The 14,867-nt window shown below is 59.4% G+C and carries 12 protein-coding genes; 3 read left to right on the forward strand and 9 right to left on the reverse strand.

What is annotated here, in order from left to right; all coding sequences use genetic code 11:
• Positions 1 to 72 precede the first annotated feature (72 nt).
• The gene (locus T518_RS01920) at positions 73 to 939 is read left to right on the forward strand and encodes a helix-turn-helix transcriptional regulator (protein WP_036374258.1); all 867 of its coding nucleotides are present in this window, start codon (positions 73 to 75) and stop codon (positions 937 to 939) included.
• Between the two features lie 51 nt (positions 940 to 990).
• On the opposite strand, the gene T518_RS01925 is transcribed toward T518_RS01920, so the two are convergent.
• The 6 genes from T518_RS01925 to T518_RS01950 form a co-directional block, all read right to left on the reverse strand.
• Positions 991 to 2,340, reverse strand: coding sequence for an amino acid permease (locus T518_RS01925; protein ID WP_036374262.1), 1,350 nt, complete (start codon positions 2,338 to 2,340; stop codon positions 991 to 993).
• A 124-nt stretch (positions 2,341 to 2,464) separates the two neighbouring features.
• Positions 2,465 to 3,130 (reverse strand): respiratory nitrate reductase subunit gamma, encoded by a 666-nt coding sequence (gene narI / locus T518_RS01930; protein WP_036374266.1) that lies wholly within the window; start codon positions 3,128 to 3,130, stop codon positions 2,465 to 2,467.
• Positions 3,127 to 3,666 (reverse strand): nitrate reductase molybdenum cofactor assembly chaperone, encoded by a 540-nt coding sequence (gene narJ, locus T518_RS01935; RefSeq protein ID WP_244881890.1) that lies wholly within the window; start codon positions 3,664 to 3,666, stop codon positions 3,127 to 3,129. The genes narI and narJ overlap by 4 nt, the downstream gene beginning before the upstream one ends.
• Position 3,667: 1 nt before the next feature.
• Positions 3,668 to 5,092: a nitrate reductase subunit beta gene (gene narH / locus T518_RS01940; protein ID WP_036374269.1), complete on the reverse strand. Its 1,425-nt coding sequence runs from the start codon at positions 5,090 to 5,092 to the stop codon at positions 3,668 to 3,670.
• Positions 5,082 to 8,765: a nitrate reductase subunit alpha gene (locus T518_RS01945; RefSeq protein ID WP_036374272.1), complete on the reverse strand. Its 3,684-nt coding sequence runs from the start codon at positions 8,763 to 8,765 to the stop codon at positions 5,082 to 5,084. The genes narH and T518_RS01945 overlap by 11 nt, the downstream gene beginning before the upstream one ends.
• 134 nt (positions 8,766 to 8,899) lie before the next feature.
• Positions 8,900 to 9,607, reverse strand: coding sequence for a Crp/Fnr family transcriptional regulator (locus T518_RS01950; RefSeq protein ID WP_081828381.1), 708 nt, complete (start codon positions 9,605 to 9,607; stop codon positions 8,900 to 8,902).
• 241 nt (positions 9,608 to 9,848) lie between these two features.
• Here T518_RS01950 and T518_RS01955 point away from each other — a divergent pair, with 241 nt between their 5' ends.
• Positions 9,849 to 11,189: an MFS transporter gene (locus T518_RS01955; protein WP_036374275.1), complete on the forward strand. Its 1,341-nt coding sequence runs from the start codon at positions 9,849 to 9,851 to the stop codon at positions 11,187 to 11,189.
• A 114-nt stretch (positions 11,190 to 11,303) separates the two neighbouring features.
• Complete coding sequence (moaC, locus tag T518_RS01960) at positions 11,304 to 11,804, forward strand: cyclic pyranopterin monophosphate synthase MoaC (RefSeq protein ID WP_036374278.1); 501 nt, start codon at positions 11,304 to 11,306, stop codon at positions 11,802 to 11,804.
• A gap of 192 nt (positions 11,805 to 11,996) precedes the next feature.
• On the opposite strand, the gene T518_RS01965 is transcribed toward moaC, so the two are convergent.
• The 3 genes from T518_RS01965 to T518_RS01975 all read right to left on the reverse strand — a co-directional run bounded on the left by T518_RS01965 (position 11,997) and on the right by T518_RS01975 (position 14,780).
• A complete protein-coding gene (locus T518_RS01965) occupies positions 11,997 to 12,857 on the reverse strand; it encodes an AraC family transcriptional regulator (RefSeq protein ID WP_036374281.1) in 861 nt (286 codons plus the stop codon).
• A gap of 149 nt (positions 12,858 to 13,006) precedes the next feature.
• Positions 13,007 to 14,299, reverse strand: coding sequence for an ammonia-forming cytochrome c nitrite reductase subunit c552 (locus T518_RS01970; protein ID WP_036374284.1), 1,293 nt, complete (start codon positions 14,297 to 14,299; stop codon positions 13,007 to 13,009).
• Positions 14,292 to 14,780, reverse strand: a complete 489-nt coding sequence (locus tag T518_RS01975) for a cytochrome c3 family protein (protein ID WP_036374287.1) — start codon at positions 14,778 to 14,780, stop codon at positions 14,292 to 14,294. The genes T518_RS01970 and T518_RS01975 overlap by 8 nt, the downstream gene beginning before the upstream one ends.
• Between the last annotated feature and the right edge of the window lie 87 nt (positions 14,781 to 14,867).

Consider the following 14,867-nt stretch of genomic DNA (forward strand, 5'->3'; position numbering starts at 1 on the left):
TTGCCCTTTCATGTTTGCATGGGAGCTTTTTTTGCAAGATCAAGACTCTGACAGACCAGAAAGGAGGAAAACATGCCCGTCTCCATCGACATCGATCAGCAGGAAGCATCCCCCTTCCAGCAGGAACCACGCCTCATCGGCTTCTATCATTGGAACCGCAGCGTCCGCACGATGCATCAGCACGAGAACTGCATTGAACTCAACTTCATGCTTTCCGGCAACGGCACGCACATCGTCGGCAACGAGATATGCCATACGCAGCCCGGCGATATCATCGTCTACGACAGTAAAATCATGCACGATGAAAGTCTGATGCTTGATTCACTCACGGATGCCTGCTGCATCGCCGTCACAGGACTCCAGCGCCCCGGCGCGCGCCCCAATGCGCTGCTTCCGCCCGGCACCCATCCCTGCATTCCCTGCCAGTCCATCGCCGAAGAACTCCGCACCCTCTATCACATCATTGAACACAGCCTCGCCAAGCCGCACGGATATCCCGCAGCAAATGCAGCAGCCCAGACCATCGTCCATCTTGTATGGCAACAGATCTCGAAGCGGGCCGTCAAAGCTGCTGAGCCAGAAAACCTCTTGGTTGAACACGCCCGCTCGTACATCGAAGAGCATTATGCCGAAGACCTCTCCATCCGCGACATTGCCCAGCATTTCCACGCCAGCCGCGACTACATCTCCCATGCGTTCAAGCACACGACCAACTACGCCCCGCTTCAATACCTGCGCCGCTGGCGCATCGGCAAAGCCCAGACCCTGCTCATCGATACTGACCTGCCCCTGACCGAGATTGCCCTGCGCGTCGGCTTCGATGACCCCAACTACTTCAGCCGCGTCTTCCGCCAGATCATCGGCATGCCGCCAGGCACATTCCGCCGCGCCTGGCGAGCCGCCCAACAGGGCAGGCCAGCAGATTCGCGCGCCAAATAAAAAAGACTGCTTCATGCGAAGCAGTCTTTTTTTGACATCATGTTGCAGCGGTCAAATCCTATGCCGCTTGTACTGGCAGTAGCCGATCCAGAGCACGAGCAGCCAGATTGGCAGGAACAGCACGGCGAGCTGCATGTCGGGGATCTGGGCCATGAAGAAGATGACGCCGGCCAGGAAAATCAGTGCGAGATAGTTCGCCCACGGGTAGAGGATGGCGTGAAATTTCGTCTCCTTATGGTGCAGGCTGCAGTAACGGCGGAACTTCAGGTGTGTGACACAGATGACCACCCAACTGATGACAGCGGCGCACGTCGCAATCATCATGAGGTACATGAAGACATGGCCCTGCAGGAAGTAGTTGAGCGCGACGACGATGAGCGTGATGCCCGACGAGACGAGAATGCCGCGCACGGGCACGCCGCGCGGCGAGAGCTTGCGGAAGAACGAAGGGGCCTCGCCCGTGCCCGCCAAGCCGTAGAGCATGCGGCTGTTGCTGTAGATGGCCGAGTTGTAGACTGAGATGGCTGCCGTCAGCACGACAAAGTTCAGGATGTGCGCGGCGGCCGGGATGCCGACGTTGTTGAAGATCTGGACGAACGGACTCGCCTCCATGCCGACCTTGTTCCACGGCCAGAGGGCCATGAGAACGATCATCGTGCCGACATAGAAGATCAGGATGCGCCAGATGACCTGATTGATGGCACGCGGGATCGTGTGGTCCGGATCTTCGGCCTCACCGGCCGTGATGCCGATGAGCTCGATGCCGCCGAATGAGAACATGACGACAGCAATCGAGAGCGCGAGCCCCCAGAGGCCGTTCGGCAGGAAGCCACCGTTTTCCCAGATATTGCTGAAGTTATCGGGGAACGGCTGGCCGTTCGTGAAGATCAGGCCGAGACCCAAGAGGATCATGCTGACGATGGCCGCGATCTTGATGAGTGCCATCCAGAACTCTGCCTCGCCGTATGCCTTGACATTGACGAGGTTCAGCGCTGTGATGGCCACGAGACAGACGAGTGAAGAAATCCACTGCGGCAGGTCGGGAAACCAGAAGTTCATGTAGATGCCGACAGCCGTGAGCTCTGCCATCGAGACGAGCACGTAGTTAAACCAATAATTCCACCCCGAGAGGAAGCCCGGGAAGCGTCCCCAGTACTTCGTCGCGTAGTGGCTGAAGGAGCCCGACACCGGCTCATCGACGGCCATCTCGCCGAGCATGCGCATGATCAGGAAAATCACGATGCCGCCGATCAGGTACGAGAGCATCACCGCAGGCCCCGCGAGCGCGATGGTCGAGGCAGAGCCGTAAAAGAGACCTGTGCCAATCGCGCCGCCGAGCGCGATCATCTGCAGATGGCGGTTCTTGAGCCCCCGCTTCATCTCTGTATTCTCATGTTCCATATATTCATCTCCTAACAAAAATATGCCTTCATTATACCATCATGCAGGCCAGATGCACAGGTTTACACCGAGAAAAGCGAAAAGCGAAGCCCGGCTGGACTTCGCTTTTCATCTGCAAGAAAAATCACTTGCGGCGGTAGACGATATTGCTGCGCATGAGGTACTCGAACGGCAGGCTCAGGCAGTGCACGAGACGCGTGAACGGGAAGAGGATGGCCGTCATCATCCACATGAACATGTGGAACTGGAAGATGGCGGGGACATCCTTCATGAGGCTGACGTCCGGCGAGAGCATGAGCACGGAGCGGAACCACGGCGAGATGCTCTCGCGGTAATCAAAGCCGGCCGAGATGTTTGAGAGTGTGCCCGCGGTGCCCGAGAGGATGGTCAGGAGCAGTACGAGATAGAGCAGCTTGTCCATCGAGCTCGTGTTGACCTTCATGCGGCTCGTGCCGAAGAAGCGGCGCTTCATGAGCCAGAGGAAACCGCCGAGGAACAGGACGGCAGCCGGGATGCCGCCCGCGAGCGAAATCATGTGATATGTCGCTTCATCCGTCCCCGCTGCCTCCGTGACGAACTTCGGCACGAGGATGCCGATGAAATGGCCGCCAAAGGCCATCAGGAGGCCGAGGTGGAAGACGGGGTTCGCCCACTTGAGGCTCTTCTTGGCGAGAAACTCACTGGACTTCGTCGTCCAGCCCCGCTCAAAGACGGTGTAGCGGACGATCGTGCCGCCGACGAAGATCGTCAGGGCAATGTACGGCAGGACGCCGTAGAAGAATGTATTCATGGCTTAACCTCCAATCCTGCCGTTTCTGTCAAGACGATGTCGAGCAAGAAGGCATGCGGCAGCTTTGCTTCGATGAAGCGCGTGCGCAGGAGCTCGACGCGCGGGCGGATAGATCCGAGGACCTTGCCCGCCTGCTCTGGCGGCAGGGCGGCCGAGAGCTCCAGAAGAGCCGGCAGGTAATCCGGCAGCTGGTTTGGCATGTCGAGGCCGTTTGCGAGGAAGAGCTCCTTGTAGTGGTGCATCTCCTGCGACTGCTTGCCGAAATCCGTGCGCTCCTGCGTCGTCAGATAAAGATTCGTGTTCTGCGAGAAGTCGAAGGACCGCACGTAGAGGTCCTCGTACTCCTTCGCCCCCGTCTCTTCGACGAAATCGAGGAAATCGCCGAAGACTGAAGAGGCCTGAGCATTCTCGATCTCGCGCTGGGCCTTGCGGCAATCCTCTAGGTCTGCCCACCAGGCAGCATCGGGATACTCGAAGAGATGGGCTGCGAGCAGCAGTACTTTCTGGTAATCCTTCATTTCAGCTGCATCAGCCATATCAGCACCCCCCACCCGGGCAGGTGTAGAGGCCGCCGCCCTGCTCCTTGCGCATCTCGGCGTGGCTCTTTCCCTGTATGCCCGCCGGGATGTTGAAGCGGTCCTTGTACTTGGCGATGCCGAGCAGGCGGAACATCTTCTCGTAGACCTCCGGCGCGAACTCGAGGCGAGAAGGCAGGTCGTCGCCCGTCGTCTTGGCGCGCATGACGGCGCGCATGTCCAAGAGGCGCTGCAGGGTGCGCGTCATGACAGACGTGTTGCCCGCAGCGAGGATCTCAGCGAGGTACGCAATGGGGATGCGCATCTCATCGGCTTCCGGCAGGTAGCAGTTTGCCTCCATGCGGCGCGTGATTGGCGAGAGAGGCGGCACGTACCAGACCATCGGCAGCGTGCGGAACTCCGGATGGAGCGGCAGGCCGAGCTGCCATTCCTTGACGATCTTGTAGACGGGCGACTCCTGAGCCGCCTTAATCCACGCTTCCGAGATGCCCTCTCTGCGCGCAGCCTCGATGACCTCGGGGTCATTGGGGTCGGCGATGACATCGAGCACCTGGTGGTAGATCTCGCCCTTATCGCGCGTCGAAGCGGCGGCGACGACCTTGTCCATGTCATAGAGCAGGACGCCCATGTAGCGCAGGCGTCCGACGCACGTGTCGGAGCAGACGGTCGGCAGGCCGTTCTCAAGGCGCGGGAAGCAGAAGATGCACTTCTCGGCCTTGTTCGTCTTCCAATTGAAGTAGACCTTCTTGTAGGGGCAGGCCGGCACGCAGTGGCGCCAGCCGCGGCAGCCATCCTGCGAGACGAGTACGACGCCGTCCTCCTCGCGCTTGTAGATGGCACCCGACGGGCACGCGGCGACACAGGCCGGATTCAGGCAGTGGTTGCAGACGCGCGGCAGGTACTTCATGAAGAGGTCGTGGAACTCGAGCGTGATGTCCTCCGAGATCTTCTTGAGGTTGACGTCCTGGCGGGCCGACTCGCCGTTGGCGAGGTCGTCCTCCCAGTTCGGGCCCCACTTGATCTCCATGCGCTCACCCGTGATGAGCGAGCGCGGGCGGGCAATCGGCTGATGGTTGCGGCGCTTGGAGTGGATGAGCGTCTCGTAGTCGTACGTCCACGGCTCGTAGTAATCGTCCATCTCCGGCTGGTCCGGATGATAGAAGAGCTTCAGCAGGCGCTCCGGCTTCGAGCCGGTGCGCAGCGAGAGCTTGCCATCCTTGCCGAGCTTCCAGCCGCCCTTCCACTTCTCCTGGTCTTCCCAGTTCTTCGGATAGCCGATGCCCGGCTTCGTCTCGACATTGTTGAAATACATGTATTCCGCGCCTTCGCGGTTGGTCCAGACATTCTTGCAAGTGATGGAGCACGTATGGCAGCCAATGCACTTATCAAGATTCATGACCATGGAAATCTGTGCTTTAATCTTCAAGCCAGTCAACCTCCCCCTGCATCTTGCGCGCGACAACGTACATGTCGCGCTGGTTGCCCGTCGGGCCGTAGTAGTTGAAGCCATAGCTGAGCTGGCCATAGCCGCCGATCATGTGCGTCGGCTTCATGTGGATGCGCGTCGGCGTGTTGTGCGTGCCGCTGCGCGTGCCCGTGATCTTCGAGGCCGGCACATTGATGTGGCGGTCCTGGGCATGGTGCATGAATACCGTGCCCTGCGGGATGCGCGGCGAGACGGCCACGCGGGACGTCACGACGCCGTTGTGGTTGTAGAGCTCGATCCAGTCGTTGTCGCGCACGCCGATCTCCTTGGCATCCTTCTCACTCATCCAGACCGTCTGGCCGCCGCGGAACAGCGTCAAGAGCTGCTGGCTGTCGAAGTACATCGAATGCGTCGACCACTTGTTGTGCGGCGTCAGGTACTTGAGCGTGATCTCCTTCGTGCCGCCCAAGAGATTCTTGATGGGGCGGTAGTCGAGGATCGGCTTGAAGGTCGCCATGGCCTCGCCGTACTCGCGCATCATCTCGTGGTCGAGATAGAAGGACTGGCGGCCCGTGACGGTGCGGAACGGCACGAGCTCCTCGATGTTCGTCGTGAATGGCGTGTAGCGGCGCCCCTGGTTGCTGCCCGTGAACGTCGGCGATGTGATCGTCTCCTTCGGCTGCGCAGCGATCTCATCGAACGTGAAGCGCTCGTTCTCGCGGTCCTTGGCCAGATGCTCGAGGCCCTTGAGGCCCGTCTTCTCGTTGAGGCTCTTGAAGGCCTTGACGGCCACCTTGCCGTTCGTCGTCGTCGAGAGGCCCATGACGGCCTCGACGGCCTGGCGTGCGTCGTAGATGGACGGCATGCCGTACGAGACAAAGTCCTTGTTCTCGATGACGCCATTGCGCGTGCGAATCTCCTCGTACTCATCGGAGGAATCCCACGTCATCGTCAGCGATCCCATCTTCTTGGAGACATTCGGTCCGAGCGCGATCCACTTCTCATACGTCTTCGTGTAGTCGCGCTTGACCGGCACGAGATTCGGCATCGTCTTGCCCGGGATGGGCTCGCACTCGCCCTTGCTCCAGTCGCGCACGAGGCCCTCAGGCTGAGCCGTCTCGCCCTCGCTGTCGTGGCCGATCGGCACGGCGACGAGGTCTTCATACGGCTTGAGCTCGGCTTCCTTGGCGACCTTCGAGACGGCCTCTGCGAGCGTGCGGAAGACATCCCAGTCGCTCTTAGCTTCCCAGAGCGGATCGACAGCGGCCTGGAACGGATGGACAAACGGATGCATGTCCGTCGAAGAGATATCGTCCTTCTCGTACCACGTGGCCGTCGGCAGCACGACATCGGAGTAGAGTGCCGTGCCCGCCATGCGGAAGTCGATGTCGATGAGCAGGTCGAGCTTGCCCTCGGCAGCGCCGCCCGGCTTCTGGAGCTCCTCCTGCTCGCGCCACTTGATCTCCGTCGGGCGCGTCGGGCCCTCTTCCTCGGCAAAGACCGTGTGCTCCGTGCCGAGCAGGTACTTGTTGAAGAAGTCGTTGCCCTTGGCAGACGAGCCGAGCAGGTTCGCCGTCCAGACGAAGAGGTTGCGCGGGAAGTTCTCCGGAGCATCCGGGTCCTCTGCCGCGAACTGCAGGCTCTTGTCCTTGAGGGAACGCACGACGTACTTCTTGAGGTCCTCGCCCTTCGCCTTCGCTTCGTCCGTCAGCTGCTGGCCGCCCTTGTTGAACGTCGGGTAAGACGGCAGCCAGCCGAGGCGAGCGGCCATGACGTTGTAGTCGGCCGCATGGCGGTAGCGCGGGCTCGTCAGTGGCGAGACGAGATCCTTCATGTCGACCTCGTCGCTGCGCCACTGGTCCGTCGCGAAGTAGTAGAACGACGTCGAGTTCTGCAGGCGCGGCGGTGCCTGCCAGTCCGTGGCCGTCATGATGCGCGCCCAGCCCTCTGCCGGACGCAGCTTCTCCTGGCCGACGTAATGAGCCCAGCCGCCGCCATTGCGGCCCTCCGAGCCCGTGAAGAGCAGGAGATTGAGGATCGTGCGGTAGACGACGTCGGCGTGGAACCAGTGGTTGATGCCGCCGCCCATGATGACCATCGTCTTGCCCTGCGTCTTGATGGCATTGTCGGCGAATTCGCGGGCCGTGTGGATGCAAGTCTCAGCCGGGACGCCCGTGTACTTCTCCTGCCATTTCGGCGTGTACGGCACATCCTCGTCGTACGAGGAAGCGCACGCGCCGCCGAGGCCGCGGTCGACGGCGTAGTTGGCGAGCGTCAGGTCGTAGACCGTCGTGACGAGGATCTCGCCCGCCTTCGTCTTGACGCGCTTGGCCGGCACCATGCGGCGGATGACGCGCTCCTCGCGCTCATTGCCGAAGTACGGGAACTCGACCTCGACGACCTCGTCGAACTGGCCGAAGACCGAGAGCTGCGGCACGATCTTCGCGCCCGTATCGCGGTCTTCCTCGCGCAGGTTCCACTTCTTCTCGTTGTCCCAGCGGTCGCCCATCGTGCCGTTCGGCACGACGAGCTTGCCCGTGAGCTCGTCGATGACATAGTGCTTGAACTCCGCGTGCTTGTCCGTGCGACCCATGTCCTTGCCGTTGAGGAAACGGCCCGACTCGTAGCTGCCATCGGCACGCTTCTGAAGCTGCACGAGGAACGGGAAGTCCGTGTAATGGCGCGTGTATTCCGTGAAGAACTCGGCCGGCTCACCCCAGTAGTACTCGTTGAGGATAACATGGCCCATCGCCATGGCAAAGGCCGCATCGCTGCCGACCTTCAGCGAGATCCACGTGTCTGCTACAGCCGTCGACTCCGCGTAGTCCGGCGCAATCGAGACGACCTTCGTGCCCTTGTAGCGCGCTTCTACCAAGAAGTGGGCATCCGGCGTGCGCGTCAGCGGCACGTTCGAGCCCCAGGTCATGATGTAGCCGGCATTGAACCAGTCCGAGGACTCCGGCACATCCGTCTGGTCGCCCCAGACCTGCGGGCTTGCAGGCGGCAGGTCGGCATACCAGTCGTAGAACGACAGCGAAGCGCCGCCCATGAGCTGCATGAAGCGCGCGCCGGCCGCGTACGACAGCATGGACTTCGCCGGGATGACGGCGAAGGCGAAGTTGCGGTCCGGGCCGTACTTCATCGCCGTGTGCAGAAGCGACGAGGCGACGAGTTCCGATACTTCATCCCAGCTCGAGCGCACGAAGCCACCCTTGCCGCGCGCTTCCTTATAGCGCTTCGTCTTGGCGGGATCATTGGCGATGCTCTGCCAGGCTTCAAGAGCCGTCTTGTGCTCCTTGCGCGCCTCGCGCCAGAGCGCAGCGAGCTCGCCGCGCAGATACGGATACTTGATGCGGTGCGGATTGTAGAGATACCACGAGAACGTCGCTCCGCGCGGGCAGCCGCGCGGCTCGAAGTCCGGCATGTCCGGGCTCGTCTCCGGATAATTGTGCTCCTGGTTCTCCCAGGCCACGAGCCCGTTCTTGACATAGATGTTCCAGCAGCACGAGCCCGTGCAGTTGACACCGTGCGTCGAGTGAACGCACTTGTCAAAAGACCAACGGTCGCGATAGGTGTCTTCCCATTCACGGCCGCCTTCAAAGAGCTGCTGATGTCCCGTCGCCGATTTCTCAACCGGGATGAGATGCTTCCATTTTGTAAAGATATTGCTCACGTCATCACCCTCCTGTTGTATCTCATTTTATCCGATTTTATCTCCCACTCATGTGATAAACATCACGGCCGCCGTCTTTTGCGCAAAAAAAATCTGCCGAGGCGCATTTCGCGTCTCAGCAGTATGGATTCAGCTCATTCAATGTTGCAGATTTCCCTGCCACAATTCTCACACTGGATGGCTTCTTTGAGGTAGTCGATGTCCTTGATGAAGATCAGATGGCCGCGGTACTCGATGATGTCGCTCTTGCGAAGCTCGCTGAGCATGCGGTTGAGGCTCTCGCGCGCCGTCGCCGAGTAGTTGGCCAGCTCTTGGTTCGTCAGCGGCACCGATATGAGGATGCCGCCATCCATCTCCTTGCCGTAGCTGTTGGCCAGGCGGATGAGCGTCGAGTAGAGCGCGCCCTTCTTGCCGTAGAGCAGGAGGTCGCGGAACTTCGAGTGCTGCTTGCGCATGTGTGCGCCCATGATCTTGAGCAGGCTGACGGCAAGTGCCGGCTTCTTCTCGAGGTAGCTCTGCAGCACGGGGAACTCGATCGCGTAGACCTCCGCGGCGCTCTGCGCCACGGCGTTGAAGATGTAGACCGGCTCCTTCTCGTAAAGCGGCAGCTCGCCGATGATGCTGCCGCGCGAGGCGAGGCGCAGCGAGAGCACGCGCCCCGACATCGCGTACTTCGTGATGAAGATCTGGCCCGAGCGCACGATGTAGAAGTAGCGCGCCATATCCCCTTCGTGGAAGAGATATTCGCCGTCGTGCAGCATGACGACCTTGCCCGGTATCTCATAGAAATGGCGCACGAGCGACTCCATCTGGTCCTGCTGCTTCGTCTTCCGTTCTTCCATAGATCGATTCCCCTTTTCTATCTCAGATAAATCCCTTATCGTTATTGATTCGCGACACGGATGGTGTATTCCTGTTCAGGATACGGGAAAGTTTTTACCTGCGCCGTGATATTTGTTACATATAGCGTGATTTTTTTACAGATTATTTGAGGTATCTCCTCTATAATGTGACAAAGAGTTTATCGTTCCTTATTGCTTAGCAAGGTTTCATACCAAATTCAACGAAAAGGAGAGTCAACGTATGGCAGAATCAGCTGTGACAAAAAAATTGGGGGCAAATCCCACGCGCAAGGAGATCCTAGCGAACTGGACCCCGGAGGATCCCGTCTTCTGGAAGAAGTTCGGCGAGAGGATCGCGAAGCAGAACCTCTACACCTCGACATGGGCCCTCGTGCTCTCCTTCGTCGTCTGGACGCTCTGGGCGACGATTGCCGCCAAGCTCAACATGGCCGGCTTCCACTTCTCCGATGAACAGCTCTTCACGCTCGCTGCACTGCCGGGTCTCGTCGGCGCGACGGGCCGCCTCTTCTACACGTACCTGCCGGGCCTCATCGGCGGCCGCAATTCGGCCTTCATCACGACGGCCCTGCTGCTCTTCCCGCTCTTCGGCCTCGGGCGCGCGCTGCAGGATCCGACGACGTCTTACGACACGTTCGTCCTGCTCGTCTCCTTCATCGGCATCGCCGGCGCAAACTTCTCCGCCTCGATGGCCAACATCGGCTTCTTCTTCCCGAAGGCGCATAAAGGCCTTGCGCTCGGCATCAACGCCGGCATCGGCAACCTCGGCGTCTCGCTGATCTACCTGACGGCGCCTCTGCTGCTCGGCTGGAACCTCTCTTCGTTCTTCGGCCCCGGCGTCGAGACGCCAAGCGGCATGATGTACGTGCAGAACGTCTGCTACTTCTGGACGGTGCCGACAGCCCTGACGCTCGTGCTCATCTGGATGTTCATGGACAATCTGCCGCTGCCGAAGCAGAGCCCGAAGAGCATGCTCTCGATCTTCGGCAATAAGCACACCTGGCTCATGTGCTGGATCTACACCTGCGGCTTCGGCTCCTTCATCGGCTTCTCCGCCGCACTCGGCCTGCTCGTCTCGAAGGAATTCCCGGAAGTCTCCTTCTCGATGGCCGCCTTCCTCGGACCGTTCATCGGCGCCGGCATCCGCCCGGTCGGCGGCTGGCTCGCCGACCGCCTCAACAGCGGCTCCAAAGTCACGCTCGTCTCGCTCTTCATCATGCTCGCTGCGAGCATCGTCGTGCTCTTCGGCATCCAGACGCACGCCTTCGCGCTGTTCTTCGGCGCGTTCCTGCTGCTCTTCCTGACGACGGGCTTCATCAACGGCGCTTCGTTCCGCATGATCCCCTACATCTTCGACAACCCGTTCCACGCCTCGCTCGTCACGGGCTTCACGGCAGCGATTGCCGCCTACGGCGCTTTCCTGATCCCGAAGATCTTCGGCTGGTCGTACACCAACTTCCAGAGCGTCACACCGGCCTTCTACATCATCATCGCCTTCACGGTGCTGACGATCCTCATCACGTACGTCTTCTACGCGAGAAAGGGCTCCGGCATCAAGTGCTGATACACGGATATCGCGATAAAAGTCAGGCTGTCTGCTGATAACGGATAGCCTGACTTCTGCATTTTATGGTAAAATTCTAGACAGCGAATACGCAATGAGAAAGGATGATCTTTTATGGCATACGAGAACGGACTCACACATTTTGACGAGAGCGGACAGGCCATCATGGTCGACGTCAGCGAGAAGAAGGAGACAAGCCGCACGGCCATCGCCTCGGGGCGCATCCGCGTGAACAAGGCGGTCTACGAGGCCATCGAGCAGGGCACGGCCAAGAAGGGCGATGTACTCGGCACGGCCCGCATCGCCGGCATCATGGCGGCCAAGAACACGAGCTCTGTCATCCCGCTCTGCCACCCGCTGCCGATTGCGAAGTGCAGCGTCGACTTCACGATGCTGCCCGAAGAATGCGCCGTCGAGGCGCGCGCCACGGTCAAGGTCACGGGACAGACGGGTGTCGAGATGGAAGCGCTGCACTCCGTCAGCGTCGCACTCCTGACCATCTACGACATGTGCAAGGCGCTCGACAAGGGCATGGAGATTGAGTCCATCCACCTCGACAAGAAGACGGGCGGCAAGAGCGGCACCTACCTGCGCAAAAATATCACAGAGAAGTGACCAACCCAACAAATGGGGGGATTCTTCCAACAAGATTGGCTTGCCCTTTCATTCGAAACGTACTACCATATAAAGCAGATGGATTGAATGAGCTGTAAGGTCAGCTCCCCCCTCATCCATCTCCCCTTATATTTTTCCCTCATTCGAGTCAGCATGCGATGTGCAGGCTCTTTTTTTTTGCGTTTTACAATTTTATTTTTTATTTTTTGCCGCGCGCCGCTTCTCCTGCTGGCTTGCCAGAAAGAGCTTGCGATAATCGGCCGGGCCGATGCCGTACATGCGGCGAAAGATCCGACTCAGCGACTCGCCCTTCTCGTAGCCGCAGGACTCCGCGATGCTCGCGACTGAGAGATGCGTGCTCTCGAGCAGGTACTTGGCCCGCGTCATGCGACAGGTCTGGATGTACTTCTGCAGCGTCATGCCCGTCTTGCTGCGGAACAGGCTGCTGAGGTAGCTGCGGTTGAGGCCCATCGTCGCGGCGATGTCCGCCGTGCTCATGTGTTCGTGCAGGTGATGGCGCACATACGTCATGGCATCTGCAGCGTACGAATTGCCGCGCTCTATCGACCGGTGGTCCTGACGCTCTTCACTGAGGATGGCGATAAAGCGGTAGAGTGTGCTCATGCGATAGTAATGGTCCGTCAAAGTCAGCTGGCGGTGCTCCAGCATGTCGTGGAGGCAGCGGATGAGCCGCTCCCCCTGATGGCACGAGAAGATGGGGTTCGCCTGATTGAGCCCGATGTCATGCATGAGATGCTTCATCTCCTCACCAGATGCACCGACCCAGATGTACCTCCAGGGCTCATCACCATCCGTCTCATAGCGCGTCTCGTAGTCAGGCGCGATGAAGAAGCCCTGCCCCGCCTGCAGGTGGTATGCCATGCCGTTGACAAAGAATCTGCCGCATCCCTTCGTGACGTAGTGCAGCACATAATACGGCCGCACCTTGGGGCCGCAGCTCCCGCCCGGCAGCATCTCCTCTTCGCCGATGGTCGTCAGGTAGAGACGGGCCTCGTGTTCCGTCGGCATCTCCGTGAATTTTATCTTGTCCATTTCCTATCATCTCTAACGTACTTACATTCGATACTTTCTTTTTATTCTATCATAACCAGTCAAATATGCAAAAATAAGAAAGCCAGCTCGCTTCCGAGCTGGCTTTCCCATATGTGATAGGAGTTGTATCCGAGGTATCGCCGTAAGGATCAGAGGCTGCCCTTCATGATGGCGTTCGTCTTCTCGATGCACTGATGTGCCTTGTCGATGGAGAGGCCGAGCGTGCGCATGATCTTGTCCGGATTGTGGAAGCCCATGCCATTTTCAGCGGCGACCCAATCCCAGTACCACTGCGCTTCGCGGACGAGCTGACGCGGCTCTTCGAGCTGTTCATCCGTCGCACCGGCATCCATGGCGGCCTTGATGGTCTTGTGGGCCTGTGCAACCGTCTTGCCAGCGATGCGCTGGAGCTTGAAGGTGTTGTCGCCGATCGTCTGGACGCGCGCCTTGAGCGTCTCAGCGCTCTCGTCGTGGCACTTGAGGCACGACTCTTCCGTCGTCTTCAGCGGGTTCGTCATCCAATGCGAGGTGTACTTCTGGCCGTTCTCTCTCATGTACGGCATATGGCAGTCGACACAGGTGACACCGGCGTCAGCGTGGACGCTCGTCGCCCAAGTCTCGAAGTCCGGATGCTGTGCCTTGAGCATCGGGGCCTTGGAATCTGCATGGATCCAGTCCTGCTTGAAGGCACCAGCCTGACCGGACTGATAGAACTCATACTCCGACTCCGCATCGAGCCCGTTGTCAAACGGATGGTTGACGCGGCCGTCTTCCTTCGTGAAGTAGTACTCATTGTGGCACTGTGCGCAGACGTAAGCGCGCTTGTCGTTGTGCGAAGCGTTGTTGACATCGATGCCGCGGCGGGCCATCGAGTCGATGAAGCCCTGCTGGTAGACGCGCAACTCCATCGTCTCCGGATCGTGGCACGTCGAGCAGCCAAACCACTGGTCGTCCTCAATGGGTGCCATGACTTCGTCGATCGGCTTCGAGGCGTAATCCCAGCCGCTCTGCTTGTAGTAGACATCGTACATGTACGAGCTCTTGCAGGTGATGCAGTTGCCCTTCTGGCCGGGCAGGCGCTTCGTGTTCTTGAAGTCCTCGCCTGCGTACGTGTGACCGCGGTCATCATCATACTGGAGCGCAAACTTGTAGCCCTTGAAGTTCTCGACCATCTCCGGCTGTTCCGTCAGGTGCGAGTTCTCCGCCTGGGCACCGCCGTACCCCGTCGGCGACGGCGAAGTGTCATTGTTCTTCATGAACGAATTGTACTCGAGCGGATAAGCTTCCTTATAGGCTTCCTTGCCGAGCTGTTTGTCCTGGGGAATCTTAGCGAGCTTGACACTCGTGTCGTTCGGTGCCGCGACGATGCGGACGACGACAAAGCCAAAGAATACAACGCAGACAGCTATGATTCCCGCCAATATCTTCTGTAGCTTACTCAACTTTTATCCCCCCTTCGAGATGGTTCGAGCCATGTGCGATACTGCTGTGGCATTTGAGGCAGTCGCCGCCAGTATCCATACTGACACCGACGTCAGCGTGGACACTCCCCATCGTCGTCTGATGGCAGCGCAGGCAGTTGTCGTTAACCGTCTGTCTGCCCTCAGACGAGATCTTTATGTTCGCCGGATAGTCGCGCAGCACTTCATGATACGTGTCGATCATGCCCGTGCGCCCCTTCTCGAACATGTAGTGCACAGCATTGTCGTGTGGCAGGTGGCAGTCCGTGCATTCCAGCGCACGATGCGAAGACATCGCAAAGGTTGCCGCCTCTCCTTTCATCGCATGGCACGACCCGCAGAAGGCCGGCGATCCCGAGAAGGCCATGGCCGCTGAGCCGATGCCGCAGACCGCCACGCCGATGACGAAGCCGCCCGCCAGGCAGGCCAGCGTGTGTTTCTGAAACAATTCCTTGAACTCCACTCTGCTCCCCCTCCTCTCTTCCTGCTTTCTTACTCTGCCTTATTTGCACTCATTATATCATGATGAGAAAAAGCAAGGCGTTGCCCG

This window comes from Mitsuokella jalaludinii DSM 13811 (assembly GCF_000702905.1).
Lineage (GTDB): Bacteria > Bacillota > Negativicutes > Selenomonadales > Selenomonadaceae > Mitsuokella > Mitsuokella jalaludinii.